The 26,435-nt window shown below is 67.0% G+C and carries 21 protein-coding genes; 8 read left to right on the forward strand and 13 right to left on the reverse strand.

Annotation, left to right across the window (positions count from 1 at the left end):
• Window positions 1-146: 146 nt before the first annotated feature.
• Window positions 147-1,832: an energy-dependent translational throttle protein EttA gene (gene ettA, locus VGK20_07150; GenBank protein HEY2773813.1), complete on the reverse strand. Its 1,686-nt coding sequence runs from the start codon at window positions 1,830-1,832 to the stop codon at window positions 147-149.
• Between the two features lie 249 nt (window positions 1,833-2,081).
• Between ettA and VGK20_07155 the strand changes: the two genes are divergently transcribed.
• From VGK20_07155 to VGK20_07185, 7 genes are all read left to right on the forward strand, one after another.
• Window positions 2,082-3,098 (forward strand): thioredoxin domain-containing protein, encoded by a 1,017-nt coding sequence (locus VGK20_07155; GenBank protein ID HEY2773814.1) that lies wholly within the window; start codon window positions 2,082-2,084, stop codon window positions 3,096-3,098.
• A 76-nt stretch (window positions 3,099-3,174) separates the two neighbouring features.
• Window positions 3,175-3,786 carry a bifunctional phosphoserine phosphatase/homoserine phosphotransferase ThrH gene (gene thrH, locus VGK20_07160; GenBank protein ID HEY2773815.1) on the forward strand — a complete coding sequence of 204 codons (612 nt, stop codon included), beginning with the start codon at window positions 3,175-3,177 and terminating at the stop codon, window positions 3,784-3,786.
• A 197-nt stretch (window positions 3,787-3,983) separates the two neighbouring features.
• The gene (locus VGK20_07165; protein ID HEY2773816.1) at window positions 3,984-6,005 is read left to right on the forward strand and encodes a hypothetical protein; all 2,022 of its coding nucleotides are present in this window, start codon (window positions 3,984-3,986) and stop codon (window positions 6,003-6,005) included.
• Between the two features lie 68 nt (window positions 6,006-6,073).
• Window positions 6,074-7,162 (forward strand): hypothetical protein, encoded by a 1,089-nt coding sequence (locus VGK20_07170; protein ID HEY2773817.1) that lies wholly within the window; start codon window positions 6,074-6,076, stop codon window positions 7,160-7,162.
• An 88-nt stretch (window positions 7,163-7,250) separates the two neighbouring features.
• Entirely contained in the window at window positions 7,251-8,336 is a 1,086-nt protein-coding gene (locus tag VGK20_07175; protein ID HEY2773818.1) for a hypothetical protein, read from the forward strand.
• A 138-nt stretch (window positions 8,337-8,474) separates the two neighbouring features.
• Window positions 8,475-9,509 carry a hypothetical protein gene (locus VGK20_07180; protein HEY2773819.1) on the forward strand — a complete coding sequence of 345 codons (1,035 nt, stop codon included), beginning with the start codon at window positions 8,475-8,477 and terminating at the stop codon, window positions 9,507-9,509.
• Between the two features lie 17 nt (window positions 9,510-9,526).
• Window positions 9,527-11,059, forward strand: coding sequence for an HTTM domain-containing protein (locus tag VGK20_07185; protein ID HEY2773820.1), 1,533 nt, complete (start codon window positions 9,527-9,529; stop codon window positions 11,057-11,059).
• A gap of 60 nt (window positions 11,060-11,119) precedes the next feature.
• Here VGK20_07185 and VGK20_07190 read toward each other — a convergent pair whose 3' ends face one another.
• Genes VGK20_07190 through VGK20_07210 form a run of 5 tightly spaced genes read right to left on the reverse strand, consistent with a single transcriptional unit; the run spans window position 11,120 to window position 15,963 of the window.
• Window positions 11,120-12,076 (reverse strand): hypothetical protein, encoded by a 957-nt coding sequence (locus VGK20_07190; GenBank protein HEY2773821.1) that lies wholly within the window; start codon window positions 12,074-12,076, stop codon window positions 11,120-11,122.
• A complete protein-coding gene (locus VGK20_07195; protein ID HEY2773822.1) occupies window positions 12,055-12,954 on the reverse strand; it encodes a hypothetical protein in 900 nt (299 codons plus the stop codon). The genes VGK20_07190 and VGK20_07195 overlap by 22 nt, the downstream gene beginning before the upstream one ends.
• Window positions 12,955-12,963: 9 nt before the next feature.
• The gene (locus VGK20_07200) at window positions 12,964-13,908 is read right to left on the reverse strand and encodes an SUMF1/EgtB/PvdO family nonheme iron enzyme (GenBank protein ID HEY2773823.1); all 945 of its coding nucleotides are present in this window, start codon (window positions 13,906-13,908) and stop codon (window positions 12,964-12,966) included.
• A 37-nt stretch (window positions 13,909-13,945) separates the two neighbouring features.
• A complete protein-coding gene (locus VGK20_07205) occupies window positions 13,946-15,022 on the reverse strand; it encodes a hypothetical protein (GenBank protein HEY2773824.1) in 1,077 nt (358 codons plus the stop codon).
• Between the two features lie 2 nt (window positions 15,023-15,024).
• A complete protein-coding gene (locus VGK20_07210; protein HEY2773825.1) occupies window positions 15,025-15,963 on the reverse strand; it encodes a hypothetical protein in 939 nt (312 codons plus the stop codon).
• A 242-nt stretch (window positions 15,964-16,205) separates the two neighbouring features.
• Here VGK20_07210 and aroC point away from each other — a divergent pair, with 242 nt between their 5' ends.
• Complete coding sequence (aroC, locus tag VGK20_07215; protein ID HEY2773826.1) at window positions 16,206-17,330, forward strand: chorismate synthase; 1,125 nt, start codon at window positions 16,206-16,208, stop codon at window positions 17,328-17,330.
• Window positions 17,331-17,346: 16 nt separating this feature from the next.
• Here aroC and VGK20_07220 read toward each other — a convergent pair whose 3' ends face one another.
• The 7 genes from VGK20_07220 to metH form a co-directional block, all read right to left on the reverse strand.
• Window positions 17,347-18,342, reverse strand: coding sequence for an FHA domain-containing protein (locus VGK20_07220; protein HEY2773827.1), 996 nt, complete (start codon window positions 18,340-18,342; stop codon window positions 17,347-17,349).
• Entirely contained in the window at window positions 18,330-19,691 is a 1,362-nt protein-coding gene (locus VGK20_07225) for a serine protease (GenBank protein ID HEY2773828.1), read from the reverse strand. The genes VGK20_07220 and VGK20_07225 overlap by 13 nt, the downstream gene beginning before the upstream one ends.
• Window positions 19,692-19,768: 77 nt before the next feature.
• Window positions 19,769-20,110: a type II toxin-antitoxin system PemK/MazF family toxin gene (locus VGK20_07230; protein ID HEY2773829.1), complete on the reverse strand. Its 342-nt coding sequence runs from the start codon at window positions 20,108-20,110 to the stop codon at window positions 19,769-19,771.
• A 20-nt stretch (window positions 20,111-20,130) separates the two neighbouring features.
• On the reverse strand, window positions 20,131-20,385 hold the full coding sequence (locus VGK20_07235) for a hypothetical protein (GenBank protein HEY2773830.1): 255 nt from the start codon (window positions 20,383-20,385) through the stop codon (window positions 20,131-20,133).
• A gap of 132 nt (window positions 20,386-20,517) precedes the next feature.
• Entirely contained in the window at window positions 20,518-21,453 is a 936-nt protein-coding gene (locus VGK20_07240) for a hypothetical protein (protein ID HEY2773831.1), read from the reverse strand.
• Entirely contained in the window at window positions 21,450-22,535 is a 1,086-nt protein-coding gene (locus VGK20_07245; protein ID HEY2773832.1) for a serine/threonine protein kinase, read from the reverse strand. The genes VGK20_07240 and VGK20_07245 overlap by 4 nt, the downstream gene beginning before the upstream one ends.
• 73 nt (window positions 22,536-22,608) lie before the next feature.
• Window positions 22,609-26,385: a methionine synthase gene (gene metH / locus VGK20_07250; GenBank protein ID HEY2773833.1), complete on the reverse strand. Its 3,777-nt coding sequence runs from the start codon at window positions 26,383-26,385 to the stop codon at window positions 22,609-22,611.
• Window positions 26,386-26,435: the final 50 nt, after the last annotated feature.

Raw genomic sequence — 26,435 nt, forward strand, 5'->3', positions numbered from 1 at the left:
GACGCGCCTCGACGCGAAGGGCAAGCAGAGCCACCACGTCCACATCCTGTGGAACCGCTACCAGCACCGCCTGTACACGATCGCGTGCACCGACGCGCCGTGCGACGTCGTCGCGCTCTCGCTCAAGCTCGCGGCCCCACAGCCGATCAAGTAGCGCGGATCGGCTTGTACTTGATCCGGTGGGGCAGGTCGGCGTCGGTGCCGAAGCGGCGGTGCCGGTCGGCCTCGTAGTCGGCGAAGTTGCCCTCGAACCACTCGGCGTGGCTGTTGCCCTCGAACGCGAGGATGTGCGTCGCGATGCGGTCGAGGAACCAGCGGTCGTGGCTGATCACGACCGCGCAGCCCGCGAACTCGACCAGCGCTTCCTCCAGGGCCCGAAGCGTATCGACGTCGAGGTCGTTGGTCGGTTCGTCGAGCAGCAAGACGTTGCCGGCGCTTTTCAGCAGCTTGGCCAGGTGAAGGCGGTTGCGCTCGCCTCCCGACAGCAGCTTGACCTTCTTTTGCTGGTCGTTGCCCTTGATGTTGAACGACGCGGCATAGGCGCGGGAGTTCACCTGGCGCCGGCCGACCATCACGAATTCCTTTCCCCCGTCGCTGATCTCCTCCCAGGCCGAACGCTCGCCGTCGAGGGCTTCTCGCGACTGGTCGACGTAGGAGAGCTCGACCGTCTCGCCGATCGACAGCGTGCCGGCATCGGGTGTTTCGCTGCCGGTGATCATGCGAAACAGCGTCGTCTTGCCGGCGCCGTTGGCACCGATCACGCCGACGATCCCGCCACGCGGAAGCGTGAAGCTCAAGTCCTCGAACAGCAGGCGATCACCGTAGCTCTTGCGAAGCCCGCGGCCCTCGATGACGAGATCGCCGAGGCGCGGCCCCGGCGGAATCACGATGCGCCCGCTTTCGGGCGCTTCCTGCATCTTCTCGTGCTCGCTCAGCAGCGACTCGTACTGGCTGACGCGCGCCTTGCTCTTGGCCTGCCGCGCCCGCGGTGACATCCGCACCCATTCGAGCTCGCGCTCGAGCGTACGGCGGCGGCTCGAAGCTTCCTTTTCTTCCTGGGCCAGGCGTTTCTGCTTCTGGTCGAGCCACGACGTGTAATTGCCTTCCCACGGAATGCCTTCGCCGCGGTCGAGCTCGAGGATCCAGCCGGCGACGTTGTCGAGGAAATAACGGTCATGCGTGACGGCAACGACGGTTCCCTTGTACTCGGACAGGTGGCGCTCCAGCCACGCGACAGATTCCGCGTCGAGGTGGTTGGTCGGCTCGTCGAGCAGCAGGATGTCGGGTTGGCGCAGGAGAATCTGGCACAGCGCGACGCGGCGGCGCTCACCTCCCGAAAGAGTGGCGACCTTCGCTTCGGCGGGCGGCAGCCGAAGCGCGTCCATCGCGATCTCGAGGTGACGGTCGAGCTCCCAGGCATTGACGGCGTCGATCTGGTCCTGCACCCGCCCCTGCTCGGCCAGCAGCTTGTCCATCTCCTCGTCGGACATCGGCTCGGCGAATTTCGCCGAGATGTCCTCAAAACGCGTCAGCAGCGCGCGCGTCGAAGAAACGGCTTCCTCGACGTGTTCGAGGACGGTGCGCTCGGGATCCAGCTCGGGCTCCTGGGTGAGGAAGCCCACGCTGGTGCCCTCGCGGACCATCGTTTCGCCGGCAAAATCCTTGTCGGTGCCGGCCATGATCCGCAGAAGAGTGCTCTTGCCGGCGCCGTTGAGGCCGAGCACGCCGATTTTCGCGCCGTCATAGAACGACAGCCACATTCCCTTGAGGATCTCGCGGCCCTGCGGCGTCACTTTCCGGACGCCCTTCATGTGAAAGATGATCTGAGGCATAGCCGGCCCGCTTAGCGGGGAAGGCAGGCAAGTTCCACAAGCGGGCCACCAGACAGGCGGCGCAGCGGGCAATGGCGACGTTGCGGCGACGCCGGCGACGCCGGCAGGAAGGCGGGGCCGCCCGCCGGAGCGGGCCGGCGGCGGGCCCGGCGCCGACCGACAGTTGGTTTCCGCACCCGGCACGTCTATCTTGCAGGGCTGCGGCTCGAGCCAGCCGCCCATTTCACCCCGCTTTCCAGGAGAAGTTTCATGACTCAGCGAATGTTCGCCCTGATTGCCGTCGCCCTGACGCTGTCGATTCCGGCTGCGGCCCTTGCCCAGGCCGGCAGCCCGAGCGACGTCGTCGCAACCGTCGGCGACACCTCGATTACCCGCGCCGAGCTGGAAAAATCGGTCAAGTCCCAGCTCATCGACATCGACAACCAGCGCTTCGACATTCTCGAGGAGGGGCTCAACAACCTCGTCTCCGAGAAGCTGCTGACGCTGGAAGCCCAGAGCCAGAGCAAGACGCTGGAGCAGCTCGAGACGGAGCTGAAACAGTCTCCCGTGACGGAGCCGACCGATGCCGAAGTGCAGAAGGTCTACGACGACAACAAGGAGCAGCTCGGCGGCAAGTCCCTCGATGAGGTCAAGGGCCGCATCGTCGAATACCTGAAGGGCGTCAGCCGCCAGCAGAAGGCCCAGGAGCTTCTGGCGAGCCTTCGCACCAAGCACCCCACGGTCATCAAGCTGTCGCCTCCGATCGTGGACGTCAACGACGGCGGCCGCCCCTCGCGCGGCGGCGACAAGTCGGCGCCCGTGACGATCATCGCGTTCTCCGACTACGAGTGCCCGTACTGCAAGAAGTCCGAGCCGGTGATCGCCGAAGTGATGGCGCTTTACGGCAACAAGATCCGCTACGTGCACCGCGACTACCCGCTGCCGTTCCACAAGTTCGCGCGCAAGGCCGCCGAGACGGCGCGCTGCGCCGGCGAGCAGGGCAAGTTCTGGGAAGCGCACGACGCGCTTTACAAGGCGACGCTGTCGGATGACGTGATCGAAAGCACGGTCGTCGCCCTCGGCGTCGACAAGGACAAGCTCGACCAGTGCCTGTCGACGGGCAAGGTCAAGCCGATGATCGACGAGGACATGGAAGCCGGCGGCAACGTCGGCGTGTCGGGGACGCCGGCCTTCTTCATCAACGGCCGCATGATCTCGGGCGCCCAGCCGATCGAGAAGTTCAAGAGCATCATCGACTCCGAGCTGGCCAAGGCCGGCAAGAGCTGATCCGCAGTTGCGGCCAGGCCCCGGCTTCGTTGGCCGGTGCCTGGCCGCTTTCTTTCGCGACTTCCCTCTCCCCGCGATGTCCGGATCCACCAAGCCGCTCGTCGTCTGCCTCGATCTCGAAGGCGTTCTCGTGCCCGAGGTGTGGATCGCGTTCGCCGAAAAGACCGGTATCGCAGAGCTGCGCCGCACGACGCGGGACGAGCCGGACTACGACAAGCTGATGCGCGGGCGCATCGAGATCCTCGACCACCACGGGTTCAAGCTCGCCGACATCCAGGATGTGATCGCGACGCTCGCGCCCCTGGACGGTGCAGTCGAATTCCTGGACGAGCTCCGGTCGAAGTCGCAGGTCATCATCCTCAGCGACACGTTCTACCAGTTCGCTTCCCCGCTGATGCGTCAGCTCGGCTGGCCGACGCTGTTCTGCCACGAGCTGGTGGTCGAGCCGTCGGGGCGCGTCGCCGGCTATCGATTGCGGATCAGCAACGGGAAGAAGAAGGCCGTCGAGAGCCTGCGCGAGCTGGCATTCACCGTGCATGCCGCCGGCGACAGCTACAACGACACGGCGATGCTCGGCGCGGCCGATCGCGGGATCCTGTTTTGCTGTCCCGACAACGTCGCCCGCGAATTTCCGCAGTTCCGTCGCACCGAGCGCTACGACGAATTGCTCGGCGCCCTGCTCGGCTGACGCGGGGCTCCAGGCGGCCCGCGCAAGCCCCCCAACTGGGAGCGCGAATGCACGCTCCGCTGCGGGAAGCATTGTCCTAAGCATTGCAGGACGCTATGCATTTGCTGCCGGGCGCTTGGAGGGGGCGCTTTCGGCGATTCCATCCCCGGGTCCGGTCGTGACCCTTCCGCTCTACCCCTTCGTCGAGGAGGTTCCCGATGCGCTTGAAACTGGCGCTTTGTCTGCTGCTTGCCGGCCCCCTGTGCCATCCGCTGCAATCGCTCGCGAGCTCCTGCGGCGACGGAAACGTCGATTCCGGCGAGGATTGCGACGTCCCCGGCGGATCGTTCTGCTGCATCGGCTGCAAGTTCATGCCGACGACGACCGTGTGTCGCGCTGCTACCGGCGTTTGCGACCTCGAAGAGCATTGCAGCGGATCGAGCGCGAGCTGTCCCGCCGACGGCTTCCAGCCGAGCGCGAAAGTCTGCCGCGATTCTCCCGGCTCGCTGGCGTCGCAGGTAGAGTCCACCCGCGGTCCGAACGATCCGGACACAACCGGCACGGTCGCGAGCAGCGCCGCCACGTTCTCGTTCAAGGTCGGCACGAGCGGCACCTTGCAGTCTGTCACTCCGGATTCCTCGACCTCGCTGCAGACTTTCGTCGATGCCATCGATGCGCTGCAGAGCAGTGCGGCGACCGGCCAGAAGGTCATTGCCAGCGTCATCAACTCCGGAAGTCGCTGCCAGGCCGACGCGCCCGGAAACGGCGCCTGCCTGACGAACGCCGATTGCGCCACCAACGTGGACTGCGACACGACCTACCTCGTCCTTCTCGCAGGCGAGACGCGTGGCGCGGCCCATACGATCAACGTCCAGACGGACGAGACGAAGCTCAAGTTCACCCTGCTCAGGGAAGGCGCCGACGACCTGTGCAATCCGGTCGAGACCTGCGACGGCTCGACGGCGACCTGTCCGGCCGACGTATACAAAGATTCGTCCGTCGTATGCCGGGCCTCGACCGGCTCGTGCGACGTCGCCGAACACTGTCCGAACAACCCGGCCAGCGTCTGTCCGGCCGACACGGTCGTGGCGCTCGGTACGGTGTGCCGCGAGTCGGGCGGGTTCTGCGATCCGGCAGAGAAATGCAACGGCCAGAGCGGCGTGTGTCCGGCGGATTCCAAGAGCACTTCGGTTTGCCGGCCTTCGGCCGGCGTCTGCGATCCCGAGGAGGACTGTGACGGAACTGCCGCCGATTGCCCTTCCGACAGCCTTACTCCGAACGGCACCGTGTGCCGCGATTCGACAGGAATCTGCGATTCGGCCGAAACGTGCGACGGCGCAACTCCAGCCTGCCCGGCGGACGCGTTCGTCGGCGCCAGCACGGTCTGCCGCGCCAGCGTCGGCCAGTGCGATGCTTCCGAGTTCTGCTCGGGCTCCACGGCGCTCTGTCCGGCGGATGTGTACGACGTCGACGGCACGCCTTGCGACGACGGGGACGGTTGCACGGTCCACGACACGTGCCAGAGCGCCGTCTGTGTCGGACAGTCGGTGCATTGCGGCGACGGGACGCTTCAGGTCGGGTGCGGCGAGCAGTGCGACGACGGCAACGCCGTAGACGGTGACGGCTGCTCGTCGATGTGCCAGGCGGAAACGGGACTGGGCTGCGCGAACGTGGCGCTGACGGGCTGCCGCGCGCCGTTCCGAGCGCACAAGGCCCAGATCCAGATCAAGGACCAGCCGAAGGTCGGTGGCCTCAAGTTCGTGTGGAAATGGACCGGGGGAGCGGCGACGACGAAAGACGAGTTCGGAGATCCCACCCTCGATGCGCCCGCAGGCACCAGCTACGTTCTGTGCGTATACGACGCGAACGGGCTGCTCGTGCAGGCCAGGGCGCCGGCGGGCGGCATCTGCAACGTCATCACGCCCAGGCCGTGCTGGAATCCGCTCGCGAGGCCCGGCTTCACGTATGTCGATCCGGCCCAGTCCGCCGAGCCCGACGGCGTAAGGTCCATCACGCTTTCGGCCGGCCCCGACGGCAGCGCGTACATCGGCTTCGCGGGCCAGGGCGGGCTGTTCCCGTTCCCGTCCAACGGGGGCTTCGGCGGCATTTCGGATCTGACGGGAATCGTAGCGCCGCTCAAGGTTCAGCTTCAGAACACCAACGGGCTTTGTTTCGAAGCCGACTACAGCGCCCCGTTCAAGAAACAGCAGCCGGGACTCTTCCAGGCGAGGGCGGACTGATGCGGCCGGCTGCGGCGGCAATGGCTGAAGCGACGAGGAACTCCGCAAGGAAGCGGTCGAGGCATCCGATGATGACGACGATACTGCGACGATCGGCCGCACTGACGGCACTGCTGCTGATGGCCGCTGCCGGGGCGGCGCTGGCGGCTCCCATCGACGATGCGAACGCGCTGATCGCGGCGATCTCCGCGACCGGCGATTCCGACCGTGCGTGGCAACTGACGCAGGTCGTGAACTCCATGTCCGACAGCGACCTGCAGGCGTTCTCCAATGCGGGCATCAACCAGTTGACCGACCTGATCAACCAGCAGCGCGAGGCCATCGCGGGCCTGCAGGCCGCCGGCTACCAGGTGCCGACAGGCGATGCAGTCGAGCCTTCGACGTCGGTGCCCAGGAGCGCCACCGACGGATACCCGGTCTTTACCTCCTATACGCCCGACTCCACCAGCTGCCCGAATTCACCGAACCAGACGCAGATCAGCACTGTCATCACCATTCGCTCAACGTTGGTCGGTGCACTGGCGGCCTACAAGATTGCCAAGGCCCTCTACGACGACACCGATCCCGTCTGTCACCAACTCATCGTCGCGATCGGAGTGGGCAGCAATCCCCAGACTTTCGTGTGCGTCGGCCTGGGGATCGCGGAAACCGTCGTGCACGTGGCGTTCGACGTAGCGGCCAAAGCACTGGAGCTGGTGGATTTCTGCGACGACGAAGTGGACTACGCGAAGATCCGGACCACGTTCCACGGCCTGGAGTTCATTCACAACGAGCTTACCGATCACGATACCGCGGCCAAGCTCCAGCTTCAGACGCACGATACCGCCGTTCAGGCGCTGATCGACGATCTCATCGCGCGCCTGGACAGCATCCAGGGCAAGATCGACCTGCTGCTGAAGACCCAGCTGCAGATTGCCATGACGCGAAAGAGCGGCCAGTCGCGGCCCAGCATCTTCTACGAGGAGCGGCTCGACGAGCTTTGCAGCTATGCGCAGGCGGCCGTCAATCAGCTGCCCGTCGTGTACCTGCTCTCCGGCAATGCGCAGGAGGCGATCGACGAAGGCGTGGCGCTGAAGACCACCGACCCCAAGCTGGCGGCAGACGACTGTGTGCTCGGTTTCGTGAGGGCCACCGCCGGCTCCTCGACCCTCCAGTGACAGCGGGCGCAGCGTGAGAAGCGTGATGCAGCGAAGAACGTCTGATTCGAACACCGCCAGCGGACGCGGACTTCAAGGGAGCCCGACGATGCGAACGATCCTGCCACGAGCGATTGGCGTGTTTCTCGTATTTGCGGCGATGGTACCATCGGTCGCAGCCGGCGCCGAGCGCGACGACATCCTCGACCTGGCCGCGACGTTCAAGGGGCTCGGTTACACGCAGGAAGCCTCGCAGATGGAACAGGTCTTGAGCGGCCTGTCCGACGACGAGCTGCAGGTGCTGAAGGACCTGAACTTCGCCGAAATCAACGCGAAGGTGAAAGACTACGTCCAGCTGAAGAATGCAGTCGACGCTGCAGCCGGTGCGCCCGTGCAATCGTCTTCGTCCGAGGCCTCCACCGATGGAAGCCTGAGGGACTACGACTTGTCGACCTTTCCCGCGGCGAACTATCCGCCGCAGAACTCGACCTGCCCCAACGACGTCGGCACGGTCAATACCGCCGCGGTCAAGGTGGGGCTCAAGGCGACGTTCTTCGCGCTGCGAGAAGCGTTGACGGCCGCCGAGGGCGTTCAGCGAGCCGCGCTGCCGGCGTGCAACGCCATCGTCATCGCGATCGGAATCGGCGGCAACGGAGCCTCGGCCTGCGTCGTCTCCGCGGTCGCACTGAGCGTGGCCGACGGCCTGCTGGTGGGTGCGGAAAACGTCGTGGACAACCTCATTTTCTGCGACATCCAAGTGCATTTCGCCGAGTCGGCCGCATCCGACAAGCGCGGCCAGTACCTCGCGCACCAGCTCGAGGCGCACGACCTGGACCTGGCGGCGCAACTGACGACGCACGACAACCAGATGCAGGCGAAGCTGGGGGAAGCCATCGCGAAGGCTGCCGCTCTCGAAAACAAGCTCGATCTCGCGCTGAAGACCCAGATGGAGCTGGCGATGGACCGCAAGTCCAAGAGTTACCCTCCCGTCCTCTACCAGGACCGCCTCGGCGAGCTCTGTGACGATGCCCAGGAGGCGATCACCGAGCTGCCGTCCCAGTATCTGCTGGAGCCGACCGCGCCGACGTACGCTTCCGACGGCAAGCAGTTCGAGGTGACCGATCCCAAGCGCGCAGCCTCGTACTGCGTGCGCGGATACCAACTGGCCACCAGGAGCTCGAACACGCTGAAATAGGCGCTGCAGGATCGCCCGGCGGGCGCTCTGTCGTCCGGAAGCGCCCGTCTGGTGAGCATCGACGGGATCGGATATCTCGAGGCTCAAGTGTCATTGCCCGGAGGCGATAGAGTTGGGGACCAATCCTGGTTCCACGCAGTGGCGGGCGGGCAGGGATTCATCGCGTCCGGCGCTTACGACGCAGCTTGGTTCCTGCTGTCCCCGCTGATCGCGCTCGCGCTGGTCGGCGTCTTCACGATGGTGCCGCCGGCCGCGGCGACATTCCCGGGCGCCGGCGATCCGTCGGCCACGGCGATCTTCGTGATGCTCGTGCTGTCCCAGGCGCATGCCGTCGCCGTCTTCTTTCGAAGCCACGCCAACCGGTCGATCTTCGTCCGTCACCGGTTCGCCTTCGTCGCGGTGCCGATCCTGCTCTTCGCCGGGCTCATGACTTCGGATTGGGTGATGGTCGCAGCGATGGTGCTGGCGCCATTCTGGGCCGTCTATCATCTCGGCATGCAGAGCTTCGGGCTGGCCCGCATGTACGACGTGCGCTGGGGGAACTCCGCGCAAACCGGGCGAACGCTGGACTACATCCTCCAGCAGTTCTTCAATCTGGCACCGTTCCTCGCCGGCTGGAGCCTGCTGCCGCACCTGCAATCGCTTCGACTGTTCGATCGCGTCCACTGGCACGCGCCTGCGCTGTGGCTCGATGCTCACCGCAATATCGAGGGTGCGCTGACGGGCGTGTTGCTCGTCGCGGGCCCGCTGTTCCTGGCGTACTACGTGTATTCGTACCGCAGGTTCATGCAGCAGGGATACCGGCTGAGCCCGCAGAAGATCGTTCTGCTGGGGACGACGGGGGTGGTCTCGGTGACGGCCTGGGGGTTCCTGACGTCGTGGGAGGCCGTGTTCGTGATGAACGTCTTCCATAGCGTGCAGTACTTCGCCTTGGTCTGGTGGGCCGAGCGCGCCAACCTCGCCCGCATCACCCGCCTTGGACGCGTCCCGTTCGGCACGCCCGTGCTGCTGTTCGCTTTTGCGGCGATCACGTTGTCGCTCGGCACGTATCTCCAGACGTACGGGCGCGACTACAACGTCTTGCGCTGGGCCGCGTCTCTGGCGCTCCTCATCTCGCTGATGCACTACTGGTACGACGGGTTCGTGTGGTCGGTGCGCCGTCACGAGGTGTAGTGCGCGGCGTGCGGGCGTTGGCGCAGCGGCTGTTCGGCATCGACGGTCGGTCTCTCGCAGCATTTCGCATCGGCATCGGATCGCTCGTCCTCGCCGATCTGTGGACGCGCTCCGCTGCGATCGAGCAGCACTACTCCGACGCAGGCGTGCTGCCGCGGGACGCCTACGCGCGACTGCTCGCGGTGAGTCCGTGGCAGTGGTCCGTTCATTTCGTGACCGGGAGCGTGGCCGGCCAGTCCGCGCTCTTCCTGTTCGCAACCGTCGCGGCTTGCGCGCTGATCGCAGGCTATCGCACGCGGGCGGCAACGATCGTGACGTGGGCGATGCTCGTCTCGCTGCAGGCGCGCAATCCGATGGTGCTCTACGGCGCGGACCAGTTGCTGCGCGTGATGCTGTTCTGGTCGATGTTCCTTCCGCTCGGCTGCGTGTGGGCATTCGATCGGTACAAGGCACCCTCGCCCCTCGCGCCGTCCCGGCATGTTTCGACGGCTACTGCCGCGCTGCTGCTGCAGCCGTGCGTGATGTACCTGTTTGCGGGGCTGCTCAAGTGGAACGACTCCTGGCAATCGGGCAGCGCACTCGGGTACGCGCTGGCGGCGGAAACGTATGCGACCGGGATCGGCCGCATGCTGGGCCGCTCACCGGCACTGGTGGCTGCGCTCGGCCGGCTCGTGCCGTGGATCGAGATCCTCGCGCCGATCCCTCTGCTGCTGCCATGGCGAACGGCGACGGTGCGCATGGTGACGCTCGTGCTGCTCGCCGGTTTTCACGCGGCGATGGGGCTTTCGCTTCACACCGGGCTTTTCCAGCCGGTCGCCGTCGTCGCGCTGATTCCGTTCCTCCCCACCGGGTTCTGGGAACGAGTCGGAACCGGCCATCCGCGCACTGCGAACGCAGGGATCCCGGCGCCCGCGTCAACGACGACCCGCGCGCGCTGGTTTTCGATGGTACAGCAGACCCTGGTCGGCGTCCTTTTCGCGTACGTGCTGGCATGGAACGTCGTCGGTCTCAGTACCGAGCAATACGCCGCGCAGCACAACCTCGCCTGGATGCAGGAGTGGTGGCGCGCGGGCCGAACCGGCGTGCCGCTGTCGTTTCGCGACTACGCCATCGAGCGCGAGATGGGGAATATCGGGTGGATCGGGCGCGTCTTCGCGCTGTACCAGCGATGGGACATGTTCGAGAGCGTCGGACCGGAAATCCGCGGCTGGCCGGTCATCGTCGGTACTCTCGGCGACGGTCGCAAGGTGAGCGTTCTCGATGAACGCGCGGTGGACAAGGACGCTGCGCAGGTCGCGCCGGCGGCGCCGCTGTCGTTCTATCCGGGCGCGCGATGGCTCGTCTACTTCACGTATCTTCGGACGCCGGGAACCAAGCCCGCAAGAGAGTTGCTGCCTGCCGTGGTGACGCGGGACTGGGACCGGCGCAACCCGGGCAGCAAGCTCGTATCGATGCGAATTGCATTCGTCACTGCGGGCGATGGATCGACGAGCGGCAAGTCCGAAGTCTGGTACGACGGGATGACGCAAGGGAACGGCCTCGGACAGTGACCACCCCTCCCCTGTCCGGCGACACGGCGGTAGCGCCGGCGCGTCGAATCGTTTCGTGCTCTACGAAACGCTGTGCCGCGCCAACCGCGCCGCGAGAGCGTCCGGCTTGAACTCGCGGCGGTCGATCGATTCGCACAGCGCCGCGACGTCGAGGATTTCGCGCAGGTTCCATCCGCCGGTCAGGCGATCAGCGACGCTCGTCGCTTCGTCGCCTCGTCCTTCGTTCCACCAGCGCAGCACCAGCGTCCACCACGGCGCCAGCGGGCCTTCGAGCGCAGGTGCGCTCTTTTCGAGATCGACGCACTCGACTTTCTGTCCGCGCGTCGCGCGCAGCGTGTCCTGGTCGATGCGATCCGTCAGCGTCGTCTTGACGCCGCGGGCGGGACTGAAGCGAAGCCCTGCGCAGGCATCGACGCGCTCGCGCAGGCACGCCGGAAGCAGGCGAAGCGCCTGCTCGAAGACTTCGACGGGAGCACCGCCGGCCGCGACGACGCAGGTGCGGCCTTCGAACAGAAGCGACGCGACGCGGGCGACACTTTCGATGCGGGCGCTCTTGGCCGGCGCCGGCGCCTGTCCGCGCGCGACGCCCACTTTTGCGAGCGGGGAGCTTCCGAGCGGCGGCTTCGGCAGCACCGAGGCAGCCAGCGCATCGCGAAGCAGCGCCGGCGCAGGACCTTCGCGCCTGGCATCGCCCGCGTCCGCGAGAAGAAAATCGGTCCACACCCGCCCGCCGCCGCGCCGCGTATGCTCGGCGCCGGCAACGCGCACGAATCCCCAGGCGGCACGCCCGCTGCTCTGCAGGTGAAACAGCATCGTCGCGCGGCCCGACTCCCCGACGAGAGAGCCGTGCGACGGCGCCCGGCGTGTCAGCTCCTGTCTCTCTTCGAGCTTGAGCCCGCCGCTCCACGCAACGAGGCGGTAGCCTTCGCCGATGTTCGAAGGCAGGGAGGTGAAGATCGCGCGGTCGCACTCGAGGGCGACCGGAACCGTGCCGCTCAGATCCGCGAGATCAGCCACTCGAACGGTTCCAGGATCCCCTGCAGCGAGGTGTGAAGGGGAATCGGCCTTGCGAACTCGAGGCCGTCGTCGTCGGCGCCGGTCGCGTAGGCCAGCGAGCCGACCGAGCTGCACGCGAAGTACTCGACGGTCGCGAAGCGGCTCTCGCACAGGTTCCACAGGCGGTTGAGGCTGCCCTGCACGAAGCGGCGCGTGTCATCGAAGCTCTCCGGGCAGTGGTCCGCCTTGCAGAGCACGATCGCGATCGGCGTCTGCACCTTGGCGTCGCGCTTGGTCTGGAACAGCGAGTCGATGTAGCTCATCATCTTGAGCGCGAAGAAGTCGGGCCGCGTCGCGCCGTTGGCCGCGAGCGCTGCATCGACCAGCAGCATCGAGCCGGCCGACTTGCCGAGCAGGCTGCGGATCACCTTGTACGTGGCCGGATTGGCGATCTCGGCGGCGAGCGACTCGCCGGCAAGATCGGGCATCACCAGGTCGTACCATTTGGAGCGCCGTCCGCCGGCCTTTCGCGCCTGGTAGTACGCCCAGTGCCACCGGTCGGGCTCCATCGCGGTCTTGGCCGGGAACGTCCGCTGCGTCATGCTCGCGACGACGTTCTGCTGCATGTCGACGCTGTAGGCGCCCTTCGGGATCGCTTCGAATTCGTTTGCCCGCTGCGAAAGCATGTCGAGCAGGAAGCCGAGGTAGACGGTCTTTCCGACGTTGCTGTCGCCGAGCACGCTGACGATCTGCGGCGCACGGCCCTGGGTGACCGAGTCGTGCACCAGCGCCATCGGCGCCGAGCATTCGCTGCAGACGACGACGTCGACGGTGTTCAGCGCGTCGCAGATCATGCAGCGAAGCTGCGGATCGTTCGGTTCGGCCTGCATCCAACCCATGGCCATTCCTCAGTTGCCGCGGCGGCCGGCGTCCAGCACGCAGCGGAAGCCGACGTTGTGGGGACGGGCCAGACAGGCCAGCCCGGTGCGGAAATGGCTCGTGGCCTGGCACGAGAAGTACGTGTCGAACGCGCCGCCGCGGATCGACTTGAGCAGCATGTCACCGACCACGGGGCGTCCCTTTTCGTCGGTCACTTCGAAATCGCTGGACGTCCATTCCCAGACGTTGCCGATGAGCTGCAGAACGCCGTTGGGCGCGGCGCCCTCGGTGTGAGCGCCGACCGGAACGGTGCCGCCCTTGCCCGAAGCCCACGTGTTGCAGCGCCGTGGATCGTGCGAGTCGCCCCACGGGTAGCGGCGGAACACGTGCGCGGACGTGCGGATGCGCCAGCTTGCCGCCATCTGCCATTCGGCTTCGGTCGGCAGGCGGAACCCGGCCCACGCTGCGTACGTCGCGGCCTCGTACGAGCAGATGCCGACGACCGGATGATCCGACCTGGACGGATCGTGACGGCCGCCGCGCCAGAAGCGCGGTCCCGCTTTTCCGGTCAGGTCCTGAAACCCGATCAAATGAGGCCAGATCGACTCCGGCCAGATCTCGAGGTCCTCGTAGGCGCCCGAGTCGACGAACTTCTGGTACTGCGCGTTGGTGACGCAGGTGCGCGCGAGCAGGAAGGGCTCGGTTTCGTAATCGACTTCGGGACAGCCCGGCTCGTCGACGATCGTCGTCGGCATCGAGACGAAGCCTTCGGGCACCAGCGAGAAACGCTGGTCGATCGCATCGAGCGCCGACTGGAAAATCGTTTCGTAATCCTGGTGGGCGCGCCACTTCTCGCCGCGCGTGACGATGACGCCGAAGCGCTCGAGCTGCATGTGCGCACGCAGCGGATCTTCGTCGATTCCCGCTCTTCCTCCCCCACCGGGGGAATCCTGACGCCAGAAGCCTCGCAGCATCGAACCGTTGCCTCCGTCCTCTCGTCGCTTGCGGCCGTCAGATGGTGCCGATCGCGCGTCGACGCGCGTCGCGGCACAGCTTCTGGTAGCGCTCGACCGACGCCGACACCGGCGGCTCCGCGGTCGGTGGAACACCGCCGTTGGCCTCCGCGCCCCTGCCCCACGAGCGCTCGGTCAGCCCGAAACGGCTCAGCAGGTCGGTCCTCTCGTTGGAAATGTGGCCGACTTCCTCGACCAATTGCTCGCGCAGCGTCGTCAGGTTGGTGCTCGCGGCGTTGAGCTCGTTGATCTTGGCTTCCCAGCGCTGGCGCAGCGCAATCATCTCGTCCTTCTGCTTGGCGAGCTGCTGGATGCGAAGCTCCAGCGTGCCCTGGCGCTCGACGACCTGGGCCTCGCGCTGCTCGAGCTCGGAGACCATGGCGTCGAACTGGCGTTGCCGGTTCTCGAGCGCGTCCAGCGACTCGGCCAGCGCGCGGCGGTCTTCCTCGAGCTGCATCGCCGTTTCGTCGTGACGCTCGCGCTCGGCGCGCAGCGTCTCGCGGTCGTGCTGGTGCTTGTCGCGCGCGGCACCGAGCTCGATGCCGCCGACGCGCAGCTTCTCGCGATCGACTTCCATTTCGGCGCTCTGGCGCTCGAGCGTGCTCTTGTGGTCGACGACGTCGCGTTCGCGCGTGTCGAGCTCCTTGGAGCGGCCGTCGAGCGCAATCTTGTGCTGGGTCTGCTCGGCCTCGCGGCGGCGGATCTCTTCGGCGCGACGCTTGAGATCGTCGGCCTCGACCTGGAACGTGGCGCTGAGCTGGCGGATCCTTTCCTCGAGCCCCTCGAAGCGCTTCTCGCGCTCGCCGAGATCGCTTTCGCGACGCTCGTACTCGTCGCACAGCGACGTCTGTTCGTTGTCGAGGCGCTCGCGCTGGTCGACGATACGCGCGTGCTGCTGCGTGAGCGTCTCGCGGCAGGTATCCAGGACCTCGGCGCGCGCCTGCAGCAGCTCGCGGATCTGCTGCACCGTCTTCAAGACGTCCTGGCCCATGTGCGCGAGCTTGGCCAGATCCGGCGACTCGGGCTCGTCGACCGCGAGGACGGGATCGGTTTCCACGGAAGCCTGTGTGCTCATGTTCACTTCCTTCTCCACCACGAAGAGGACGAAGTCGTCTTGCTGTCTTCCTTCGACGGCGCCGCGGCCTGCGCTTCGGCGTGACCCTGGCGCGCTTTGTCGATCAATCGTTCGATCGCAGTATCCGGGTCGAGGCGGCGCAGCAGGCGCACGCGCCGCGCGATCGCCTCTTCGAGCTCGGACAGCAGCGCTTCCTCGGCGGCGGCTTTCTGCGCGCGCTCCTCAGGCGTCGGGCCCTGCACGATCGGTCGCACGGCTTTCGGGGCCTTCGACGCTCGCACGCCGCCCTTTCGGGGCTGCGAACCATCGTTGGGGTTCCACGTCGGCCATGCTTGCGGCTGAGTGCCTGTGCCCTGCGCAGACTCGGGCCAGTTTCCGGTCGGCGTCGTCGGCCACTGCATCATGCCGCCGGTGGCCGTGTTCTGCTGAGGACCGCCTTGCGGGAATCCCGGCGGCGGCTGGCCGGCGTTCGGCTGCGGCCCACCATGACCGGCGCCGTGAGCGCCGTGGTAAGCCGCCTGCGGCGGCTGTTGCGGCCACTCGTTGGACGATGGCAGGTTCTGGAACGACGACGGCGGAGGCGGCGCGCCTGGTGCGCTCGGCTGCGGCCGCGACGCCGACGGCGGAGTCCAGCTCGTGTCCACCGACGATTGCACCGACGACCAGTCGGGGAGCGGCGGCGCGCTCGGAATGTGCGCGGCCGCTGCCGACGCGGCGAGCGAAGGCATCGGGGCTTCGTCGTAGAGATTGCTGGAAGGTCGCGGGGCCGGTGGCGCTTGCGGCAGCGGTCGCGTCGCGAACGCGCTGCGAAGCTGGTCCTGCGCGCTCTTGAGCGCGTCGGTCCATTCCCACAGTTTCGCGTCGAGATCGGCGATGGCCTTCTCGATCACGGCATCGTCGCCGGGCGGAACTGCGCTCCGGAGAATTTCGACAGCAGTCATGCGATCCCCTCGCAGTGCGAATCGTAAAGGGAGGACCGCGGCAGAGAACGAAGAAGTCGTCTCACGCACCCAAGTCCCCACCCTTGAGCGGAGCCGAGTATCATCCTTCGCCAAGGCGTTAGAAACCGGATTCTCAGATTTTCTTGCAGCGCACCCGCACCCCCTCCGATGCGGGAAAAACAAGGCCGCCGCGCTTGCGGCGCGTGTTCGCGTCCGGGCCTCGGTCTCCGTTAAAATGACCTATGCCCGGCAGCAGTTTTGGCCATGCACTAAGGATTACGACTGCGGGCGAAAGCCACGGTCCCGCCAACGTCGTCATCATCGACGGAGTGCCTCCCGGAATCGCGCTTTCGGTCGAGGACCTGCTCGTCGATCTGGACCGGCGCCGCCCGGGCCAGAGCCGGATCGTCACCCAGCGCCAGGAGTCGGACGTCCCGCAGATCCTGTCCGGGGTCTTCGAGGGCGTGACCACCGGTACGTCGCTGGCGATCCTGATCGCCAACGAGGACCAGCGAAGCCGCGACTACGACGAGATCAAGGAGCTCTATCGCCCCGGCCACGCGGACTTCACGTTCGACGCGAAGTATGGTGTGCGAGATTACCGCGGAGGCGGACGTTCGAGCGCGCGCGAGACCAATGTCCGGGTAGCCGCCGGTGTCGTCGCCAAGCGCATACTGGCCGAGGCCTGCGGGGCCCGCGTCGTCGGGTACGTACGGCAGGTCGGCGAGATCCGTGCCGACATCCCCTCCCCCTCGGATGTCACGCTGGAGCAGGTCGAGACGCTGCCCGACGGAAGCCCGAACATCGTGCGCTGCCCCGATCCGTCGGCGGCAGCGCGGATGGTCGAGCTGATCGAGGGCCTGCGAAAGCAGCAGGACTCGGTGGGCGGCCTGGCCGAGATCGTCGCGACGGGAGTTCCGGCGGGCCTCGGCGAGCCGGTCTTCGACAAGCTCAAGGCCGACCTGGCCAAGGCGCTGCTCAGCCTGCCGGCGGTGATGGCGTTCGAGTACGGCGACGGCATGGCAGTCGCGCAGGCACGCGGCAGCCAGAACAACGACGTATTTGAGACCGACGAGGCAGGGGCCGTGCGCACGCGGACCAACCGCCACGGCGGAATGCTCGGCGGCATCAGCAGCGGCATGCCGATCGTCGTGCGCGCGGCAGTCAAGCCGACCAGCAGCCTGCCGCTCTCGCAGGAAACCGTAACGCGCGGGGGCGAGGCGGCGACGGTGCGCACGAAGGGCCGCCACGATCCGTGCCTGCTTCCGCGCTTCGTGCCGATGGGCGAGGCGATGGTCGCGCTCGTGCTCGCGGATCATTTCCTGCGCTGGCGGGCCCAGCGCGGGGTCGTTCGCAGCGACGGCTGAATCCGGAAGCCTGACTTCAATCTTCCATATTGAAAGCGTCGCGCAGGCCGCCTGACGGCGGCTCCTCGGTGCGCGCGCGGTCGAGCGCCGGTTTCAGGCTCTCCACGTCAGCGAAAAACCGGGTTTCGGTCTGCGGCGTCGCCACACGCATCCACGGGGGCTCGAGGGCGGTCACTGCCAGTTGCGACCCGAAAAAGCCGGCTGCTTCCGATTTCGCGAGCACCTGTCCGCCGATGCCGAGCGCGCCCAGCACGGCGACGACGACGCCTTTGCGAACGAGATGCTGAGGCCCGATCTCGCGCAAATGGACAAACCCGAGCACGGCAAGCCAGACCCAGAACCCGAACGACTGGACGACGGCGAGGCTCGTGAGCGAGAACGAGTACGCCGCGCACTTGAGGACGGCACTGCCCACCAGCAGCACGAGAAATCCCGTCGTTGCCGCGCCGAGGTGTCGCTCGAAGTGCGCGTTGCCGCCGAAAATACGCGCCTGCACGGCCCAGAGCGCCGTCCAGCTCCCGACGAACGCGCCCATGCTGAAGAGCGAGAACGCATACGTGGATGTCTTGGGTTCGCTGGTGTCCGCGAGCCACGTGTCGAGCAGCGTCAGCAGGATCAGCGCCGCACTGAGGGCCAGGACCGCGTGCCACGTGCGGTCGGCCAGTGGCTGTTCGCGCTCGGGCGCCACCGCGGCGGACGCATCGCGGATGCGCACGAGCGTGCGGCCGAGGCGGATGGGAGTGTGCCCGTCGAGATCGATGCGTGCGCGCCGGGTCGTGTCCTGGTCGAGGAACAATCCGTTGACGCTGCCGAGATCCTCGGCGAACAGTCGCCCTGCCTCGTCGCGGGCGATGCGGACGTGCGCGGGCGCGACGTAAGGATCGTCGACGAGAACGTCGCAGTCGTAGCCGCGACCGATCTTTGCCGAACCACTCGTGCCCAGTGCGACACGCTGGCGCGACAGAACGTCGCGACTACGCGACAGGATCTCGACCCAGATCACTTCGCCCACTGGATCGCTCCCATGTAGCGCCTGGCCGTGGTCATCGCGTTCTCGTAAGAGACGCCCCTCATGTCGAGGTGGGTGAGAAGTGCCTCGTTGTCCCGATCCTGCGTGATCGCGACGGCGGAGACGTCGTAGAGATCGTCGAAATCCCGGTAGGCGCGAGCGCACCAGACCGCGCGCACGACGGGATGGCCGGCTGCGTCGCCGGCGCGGAGAAAGTCCTCATGGCAGCGCTCGCTCGTGTGGCGCCTCGAGCCCGATCCGGTATTGGCCCACGCCGACGTGAGGTAGCTCGACAGGAAGTGCGAGAACTGGAACGCGTTGAGCTCGGAGGTGTGCGCGTAGACGTTGTGGAGCGTGATCCCGCCGGTCGAAAGTTCGCTGGAGATGAAGAGCGACGTCTGCATGTCGCAGGACGTCGCGTTGGTGAGCGCCCGAGGCTTGGGAATCCTGTCGGCGTTGGTGCTCGACCAGCACGTGAACCACGGCGCCGCACTTTCGGAAGTCTGGTAGGGGCCGAGCGTGATCCGGCGCAGGCCCTCGTCGTCGATGGCCTGGTAGAGCCCGGCCTGCCACTGGCCGAGCTGGCGTCCGATCTCCTTGCGCGTATTCGCGAAGTCGAGCGGGCTGTCCTTGCGCGCGCGCTCGACCAGCGCGGCCGCGAACTTGGCCGGAACGAGGAAGCTGACCTGCTCCCCGCCGATCTGCTTGGCCACGTTGATGCCGACGATGCGACCGTCGGCCGTGACCGCGGGACCGCCGCTCATGCCCGGGTTGAGAGAGCCCGTGAAATGGACGCGCTCGTTGTAGCTGCGCTCGACCAGCCCGTTGTAGTTGCCTTCGACGATCGTGAAGCCGAGGTCGAGCGGGTTGCCCATCGAGTAGATGCGCTCGCCCTTCGGCAATTCGCCCGCGAGGGCACGCGAGTCGAACTCGAAGAAAGGCCAGCCGCCTTTCTCGAGCTGCACGACCGCGAGGTCGTTGACCACGTCGATCGCGAGCAGCCGGATCGTGCCGAGCGTGCCGTCCGGCGCCGCGTACTCCATGCGGTAGGTCTGAGGTTCCAGCGCCTGCTGGGAAACGACGTGGTAGTTGGTGACCGCCAGTCCGTCCGCCGTCACGAGGAATCCGGAACCGATCGACGATTGTTTGCCCGTGCCTTCGACGAGCGTGCGAATCTGCAGGAGCTTCGGGTGAGCGGACTTGTAGACCGATTCGGCCGTGGCCGTGATCACACTGGCGGCGGGCGGGCTCGCCGCCGGCGGTTGCGGCTCGGCCGACGCGCTCGCGCAGGAGCAGGCCAGGAGAATCGGCAGAAGTCTCGGCAGGACGATCGGCAGGAGTCGGAAGAGCATCGCGGCCCGCGGGCGGGATTGTTTCAGTTTCCGCTGGGCATGGATAGTCGCGCTGCTGTGTGCTTTCGCGCGCGGCTTTAGAGGCCCGCGACGAGCCTCAGCTTTTCTTCGACCTCGGCAAGGATCGGCGGCGGAAGCGGACGCAGGGGCCGCACGAGACGCCGATTGTCGATCGCCCTCGATTGATCGATCATCACTTCGCAGTTCTCTCGATTTCCCGCGATTCCGCGCGGCAGACTTACGCGAAGGAGATTGTCGCCTGCCAATTGCGTCGTGCACGGCAGGATCCACGTGGAGGGGTGGCCGACTTCATTCAGGAGATCGTTCTGGATCACCAGAACCGGACGCGTCCTGCCCGGCTCCGTGCCGCGGCGCGGAGTGAGGTCGGCGAGATAGAGAGTGCCGCGCTCGATCTTCACTCGCTATCCTTCACTCGTGATCACTCGTTTCCCAGGCCTTCGGAGGCGAGGTGATCGAGCTCATCGATTTCGGCAGACAGCGACTTGCGCGTCGCCGCAGAAGCGCGCCGGAACTGTTCACGCAGGCTTTCGCGGTCGCTCGCTTCCTTCAGAAGTCTCAGGCCGCGGCGTACCACTTCCACTTTGCTTTTGGCGCCCAGGGTGGCCTGCAACGCTTTCACCAGCCGAAGCTCATCCGGCGGCAGGGTGATGCTCGATTTGGTATGAATTTTCATACTTTTCTAATACCCCACTACGATGTCCCCGTCCATCCGCTTTCCTTGGTGCCGGGCGGATCGAGCTATGCGGGCGTAGAGAGTCCCGCGGTCCCGGCCGCGACACCGTCAGCGCGCCGTGTCTACGGCGCGTCAGCGCTGCGCAGGTTTGGTTCGAGACGCGTCGGAGATCGCAGCGGGGTCGCAGCCGGCCACGGCCGCGCGCATTCCGAGCGCATCGGCCTGGTCGGTCTGGCCGGCTGCGGCTCTGCCGCGAATCTCGGCGAGCAACGATTCGCACTCCGGACTCGGCGGCGGTGCCTGGCCCGCGGCAGCGGCGGGTGGCGGTGGCGACGCAGGGCCGCCGCCACGGGGCAGCGTTGCTCCGCCAGGGTAACCGCCCGGCGGTTGATCCGGCACGCCGGTTGCCTGACCAGCCACGCCCGGTGCCTGACCGACCGCGCCCGGCATCGCGGCCTGCGGCTGGCCTCCAGGCCCGCCGGGCGCCGCTGTCGGATATCCCTCGGCGAAGTAGCCGCGAGACGCGACGACCGGCGCACCGGGAACGCAGCCTCGCGACACTTCGTCCCAGCGACGGCCTCCGGGGCAACGACATTCGGAGTCGGCTCCCGACGGCGAGAGCACCGGCATGGTTCCGGGCCACTGCCTCTGGCAGTCCTCGTCGCTTCCCGTCGTGATCGGCTGGCGGCAGGCAGTTGCCTGCGAGTCCCAGACTGTCGGCGGCGCGCAGATGCAGCGATAGCCGCCGGCACCGAAGAAGAAAGGCTGGGAGCCCGGCCACACGGTCGTGCAGAACTCGCCGGCCGCATGCTCGCGCGGTAGACACGCGTCGCCGCGCAGGTTCCACCACATTCCCTGGGGACAGACGCAGGTGCCGCTGGCGTCGTCGTACGTCGAGGCAGGCCAGCGCGAGCAGTCGTGCGAAGGGGTCGCGCCCTGGGGCGCGCCGCCCGGAGCGGCCTCACCCTGAGGGAACGACGGCGATGCCGCCTGGGCGAACGACGGCGATGCCGAAACCGCCAGCGCGAGGCAGGCCACCGCGACAGTGCGCGCGAAAGCGATCGTCATCGGTCGTAATCCTCCTCGAAAGGATCCTCGCAGGCCGCTGCCTCCTGGATGGCTTCGATCTGACCTACCCAGAACCGGTCGCTGCCGAAATCCGGGAATGTGCGCGGAAAGGCAGCGTCCTCCCAGCGCCTGGCGATCCATGCGCAGAAGTGCACGAGCCGCAGCACCCTCAGCGGCTCGACCAGGCGAAGCGACAGACGGTCGAAGTCGCGCATCTCTTCATAGCCTTCGACGATTGCGGTGCGCCGTTTGCGCGCCCATGCGTCGCGGCCCGCCGCCAGCAGCCATACGTCCTGGACACAGGGGCCGACGAGCATGTCGTCGAAGTCGACGAGCATCGCACCGTCGCGGCCCCACAGGACGTTGCCGAGGTGACAGTCGCCGTGGATGCACTGGTAATCCGTCTGCGCAAGCCAGGGCTCGGCGCGGTCGCAGACGTCGTCGACGAGACTGCGATAACGGTCACGGTACGTCGCGGGGATCACGCCGGTCTCCAGCAGCAGTGCGAGGTTGGCACGGCCGTACGTGTCGACGTCGAGGCGCAGTCGGGAAGAAGCGGCCCGCGCGGCGCCGGCGGCATGCACGCGCGCGACGAGACGGCCGAGCTGGAACGCTTCGTCTTCGTCGATCTCGTCGCGAAGGCGACCCTGCGCGCGCGGGAACACGGCGTAGAGAATTCCGAGATCCTCGATTTCCCCGAGCGTGCGCCCGCCGGCCAGCTCCAGCGGCGCGACGACCGGGATCTCGCGTGAGACGAGGTCGAGCAGGAACGAATGCTCTTCGAGCACCTGCTCGCGGCTCCAGCGTCCCGGCCTGTAGAACTTGACGACGCGGAAGCGGTCGCTCGGAGAAGCCGGCGCATCGTCGAGCTCGATCTCGACGTCGTAGACGCGATTTTCGAGGCTGTTGAGCGCAAGGCAGCGGCCCGTGCAGAGGATTCCCTCGGTTTCGACCGCGGCCAGGATCCGCTCGGGAGTAAGCCCGTGGAAGAAGCGTGTCGGTGCGCCGCCTTCGAGGCCGGAGCTTGCGCGAACACGCGCTCGCGAGGAGGCCGCCGTTTTCTTGCGCGCGGCTGCGTTCATCGCTGCCGCGCCCGCGTCGCGGACAAAGTGGAGTGGCGCCGAAGCGCGGCGGCAAGCGACGCGCCTGCGCAGATCACGATGCGGCCCCGGCGCGCGCCTCGTTCGCGCGGTCGCCGCGATCCTTCGGAGGATCCGGATCGTCGCGGCTGTCGTAGGCCAGGTTGGAAGCAAGACGCCGCTCGATCGCGGCGATGCCGACTCCGCAGCGAGCGGCGTAATCGGCAACCTGGTCTCGATCGATGCGGCCGACTCCGAAATAGGCGGAATCCGGGTGCGAAAAGTAGTAACCGCTCACTGCCGCGGTCGGAAGCATCGCGTACGATTCGGTGAGCGTCATTTCGGCGTTCGCGCCGGCGTCGAGCAGCTCGAACAGGCCCGGCTTGCCCGCATGGTCGGGGCAGGCCGGATAGCCGGGAGCCGGACGGATGCCGCGATAGCGCTCGGCGATGCGCGCGTCGTTGTCGAGCGCCTCCTCCGGCGCATAGCCCCACAATTCCCGTCGCACTTTCTCGTGCGCGAATTCGGCAAGGGCTTCGGCCAGGCGATCGGCCAGTGCCTTGCAGAGGATGGCCGAGTAATCGTCGTGCGCCTTCTCGAACTCGGCGACGATCGGATCCAGGCCCAGCCCCGCGGTCACCGCAAACCCGCCGATCCAGTCCCGGGCGCCGCTGTCCGCCGGCGCGACGAGGTCGGCAAGGCACAGGTTCGGCCTGCCCGGTGGCTTGGCAATCTGCTGGCGCAGGAAGTGCGCCGTCGCCCTCGCCTCGGTTCGCGTCTCGTCGGTGAAAATCGTCACATCATCGCCATCGCGGGCCGCCGGCCACAGCCCGACGACGGCACGAGCGCGCAGGCGCCCGCCTTTGACCAGCCAGTCGAGCATGCGGCGCGCATCTGCCCACAGGTTTCTCGCCGCCTCGCCGACGACCGGATCCTCGAGGATCTTCGGATAGCGGCCCGACAGCTCCCAGGTCTGGAAGAACGGCGTCCAGTCGATGTAGGCGACCAGCGAAGCAAGGGGCACGTCGCCCAGCACCGTGAGGCCCGGGTGTTTCGGCCGCGGCACAGCGTAAGTCTGCCAGTCGGTCTTCTGCGCGTTGGCACGCGCCTTGGCCAGCGTCACGTTGCGCACCGCCTGCTGGCGCGCGCCGTGGCGCTCGCGAAGCTCCGCATACTCGCGGCGAGTCTGGACGACCAGCGGCTCGCGCAGCGCAGGGCTCGTCAGCGCGGTCGCCACGCCGACGCCGCGCGAGGCATCGAGCACGTGCAGCACCGGGCCGCTGTAGTGCGGCTCGATCTTTACCGCCGTGTGCACCCTGGAAGTGGTCGCGCCGCCGATCAGGAGCGGCAGCGAGAAGCCCTGGCGCTCCATCTCGCGTGCCACGTGGCTCATCTCTTCCAGGGACGGCGTGATCAGGCCCGAAAGCCCGATGAGGTCGCAGTCGTGCTCGCGCGCAGCCGCGAGGATGCGCTCGCACGACACCATCACCCCGAGGTCGAAGACTTCGAAGTTGTTGCACTGAAGGACGACGCCGACGATGTTCTTGCCGATGTCGTGCACGTCGCCCTTGACGGTGGCCATCACGACGCGCCCTTTCGACGACGCTGCGCCGTCGGCCTTGAGCGCCTCGAGGTACGGCACGAGGTGGGCGACGGCCTTCTTCATGACGCGCGCGCTCTTGACCACCTGGGGCAGGAACATCTTTCCTGCGCCGAACAGGTCGCCGACGACGTTCATGCCGGTCATCAGCGGGCCCTCGATCACTTCGAGGGGATGACTCGCCGCCAGACGCGCTTCCTCGGTATCGGCGACGACGAAGTCTGCGATGCCCTGGACGAGAGCGTGCTCGAGGCGCTTGCCGACCGGAGCCTCGCGCCACGAAAGATCCTGGCCCTTGGCGCCGGCGGTGCCGCGGTAACCCTCGGCGAATTCGGTCAGGCGCTCGGTCGAGTCGCTGCGGCGGTTGAGCAGCACGTCCTCGACCAGGTCGCGCAGCACGGGGTCGATGTTCTCGTAGACCGGCAGCGCGCCGGCATTGACGATGCCCATCGTCATGCCTGCGCGGATCGCGTGAAACAGAAACGCCGAGTGGATCGCCTCGCGCACCGGGTTGTTGCCGCGAAACGAGAACGACACGTTGCTGACGCCGCCGCTGACCATCGCATTCGGCAGCTCGCGCCGGATCGCGCGCACGGCGTCGAAGTAGGCGATCGCGTAGTTCGCGTGCTCCTCGATGCCGGTAGCTACGGCAAAGATGTTCGGATCGAAGATGATGTCCTCGGGCGCAAAACCGGCCTTCCCGGTCAGCAGGCGATACGCACGCGTGCATATGGCCACCTTGCGCTCGGCCGTGTCGGCCTGGCCCTGCTCGTCGAAGGCCATGACGATGACGGCGGCGCCGTAGCGCCGCACCTTGCGCGCGTGCTCGAGGAAGGACTCTTCGCCTTCCTTCAGGCTGATCGAGTTGACGACGCCCTTGCCCTGGACGCAGCGCAGCCCGGCCTCGATGACGCTCCACTTCGAGGAGTCGACGACGATCGGCACGCTCGCCACGGCGGGCTCGCAGGCGACCATGTTGAGGAACTTCGTCATGGCCTTCTCGGAATCGAGCAGGCCCTCGTCCATGTTGACGTCGATCATCTGCGCGCCGGCTTCGACCTGCTGGCGCGCGACCTCGATCGCGGTCTCGTAGTCGCCCGCGAGGACGAGATCGGAAAAGCGCTTGCTGCCGGTCACGTTGGTTCGCTCGCCGAGGTTGACGAACAGCGAGTCGGGCCCGATCTCGAGCGGAAGCAGACCCGAAAGGCGGCAGCGTGTCTCGAGCTGCGGGATCCTGCGCGGGGGCAGACCGCGCACGGCATCGGCGATCGCCTCGATGTGCGCCGGCGTCGTGCCGCAGCAGCCGCCGACGATGTTGAGGAAGCCCGATTCGGCCCACTCGCGGATCTGCACGGCCATCTGCTCGGGCGTGTCGTCATAGCCGCCGAACTGGTTGGGCAGCCCGGCGTTCGGGTAGGCGCTGATCAATGAGTCGGCAACCGACGAAAGCTCCTCTATGTGGGCGCGGAGCTCTTTGGCGCCGAGCGCGCAGTTGAGCCCGACGGCGATCGGCCGTGCGTGCCGCACCGAGTACCAGAACGCCGTCGGAGTCTGCCCCGACAGCGTGCGGCCGCTCGCATCGGTAATGGTGCCCGAGATCACCACCGGCACGCGTACGCCGCGCGCCTCGAACGTCTCCTCGATCGCGAAAATCGCCGCCTTTGCGTTGAGCGTGTCGAAGACGGTCTCGACGAGCAGCAGGTCGACGCCGCCGTCGATCAGCGCGCCGGCCGCTTCCCGGTACGTGACGACGAGCTCTTCGAACGTGATGTTGCGCAGCGAGGAGTCGCCGACGTCGGGCGAGATCGACGCGGTGCGGTTGGTCGGGCCGATGCCGCCGGCCACGTAGCAGCGGCGCCCCGGATGCTTGGCTTCGACAGCGGCGGCCGCCTCGCGCGCGACTTCCGCGCCGCGGCGATTGAGCTCGACCACCAGCGACTCTGCGCCGTAATCCGCCTGGGACACCGCGGTCGAGTTGAACGTGTTCGTCTCGACGATGTCGGCGCCGGCCTCGAAGTACGCCTCGTGGATGGCGCGGATGATGTCCGGGCGCACCAGCGTGACGAGGTCGTTGTTGCCCTGCAGGTCTTTCGGCCACGAGGCGAAGCGCTCGCCGCGAAAATCCTTCTCTTCCAGCCCGTAGCTCTGGATCATCGTGCCCATTGCGCCGTCGAGCACGAGGATGCGGCTCTGCAGATCCTCGGCCAGAAGGCGGGCGCGCGGGTTCCAGGCCTTGTCGATCGCGATGGTCATGGCGCTGCCTTGTGCTTCCCCGGGCCTGCGTTTGCGCGAGCCCGAACGAA

This window comes from Candidatus Binatia bacterium (assembly GCA_036493895.1).
Lineage (GTDB): Bacteria > Desulfobacterota > Binatia > UBA1149 > CAITLU01 > DATNBU01.

Coding starts and splice junctions, on each gene's coding strand:
- VGK20_07240 (HEY2773831.1), bottom strand. CDS start 21,453: ATGACGATCGCTTTCGCGCGCACTGTCGCGGTGGCCTGCCTCGCGCTG.
- VGK20_07235 (HEY2773830.1), bottom strand. CDS start 20,385: ATGAAAATTCATACCAAATCGAGCATCACCCTGCCGCCGGATGAGCTT.
- VGK20_07225 (HEY2773828.1), bottom strand. CDS start 19,691: ATGCTCTTCCGACTCCTGCCGATCGTCCTGCCGAGACTTCTGCCGATT.
- VGK20_07200 (HEY2773823.1), bottom strand. CDS start 13,908: ATGCTGCGAGGCTTCTGGCGTCAGGATTCCCCCGGTGGGGGAGGAAGA.
- VGK20_07165 (HEY2773816.1), top strand. CDS start 3,984: ATGCGCTTGAAACTGGCGCTTTGTCTGCTGCTTGCCGGCCCCCTGTGC.
- VGK20_07210 (HEY2773825.1), bottom strand. CDS start 15,963: ATGACTGCTGTCGAAATTCTCCGGAGCGCAGTTCCGCCCGGCGACGAT.
- metH (HEY2773833.1), bottom strand. CDS start 26,385: ATGACCATCGCGATCGACAAGGCCTGGAACCCGCGCGCCCGCCTTCTG.
- VGK20_07245 (HEY2773832.1), bottom strand. CDS start 22,535: ATGAACGCAGCCGCGCGCAAGAAAACGGCGGCCTCCTCGCGAGCGCGT.
- VGK20_07195 (HEY2773822.1), bottom strand. CDS start 12,954: ATGGGTTGGATGCAGGCCGAACCGAACGATCCGCAGCTTCGCTGCATG.
- VGK20_07205 (HEY2773824.1), bottom strand. CDS start 15,022: ATGAGCACACAGGCTTCCGTGGAAACCGATCCCGTCCTCGCGGTCGAC.
- aroC (HEY2773826.1), top strand. CDS start 16,206: ATGCCCGGCAGCAGTTTTGGCCATGCACTAAGGATTACGACTGCGGGC.
- VGK20_07170 (HEY2773817.1), top strand. CDS start 6,074: ATGATGACGACGATACTGCGACGATCGGCCGCACTGACGGCACTGCTG.
- VGK20_07175 (HEY2773818.1), top strand. CDS start 7,251: ATGCGAACGATCCTGCCACGAGCGATTGGCGTGTTTCTCGTATTTGCG.
- ettA (HEY2773813.1), bottom strand. CDS start 1,832: ATGCCTCAGATCATCTTTCACATGAAGGGCGTCCGGAAAGTGACGCCG.
- thrH (HEY2773815.1), top strand. CDS start 3,175: ATGTCCGGATCCACCAAGCCGCTCGTCGTCTGCCTCGATCTCGAAGGC.
- VGK20_07155 (HEY2773814.1), top strand. CDS start 2,082: ATGACTCAGCGAATGTTCGCCCTGATTGCCGTCGCCCTGACGCTGTCG.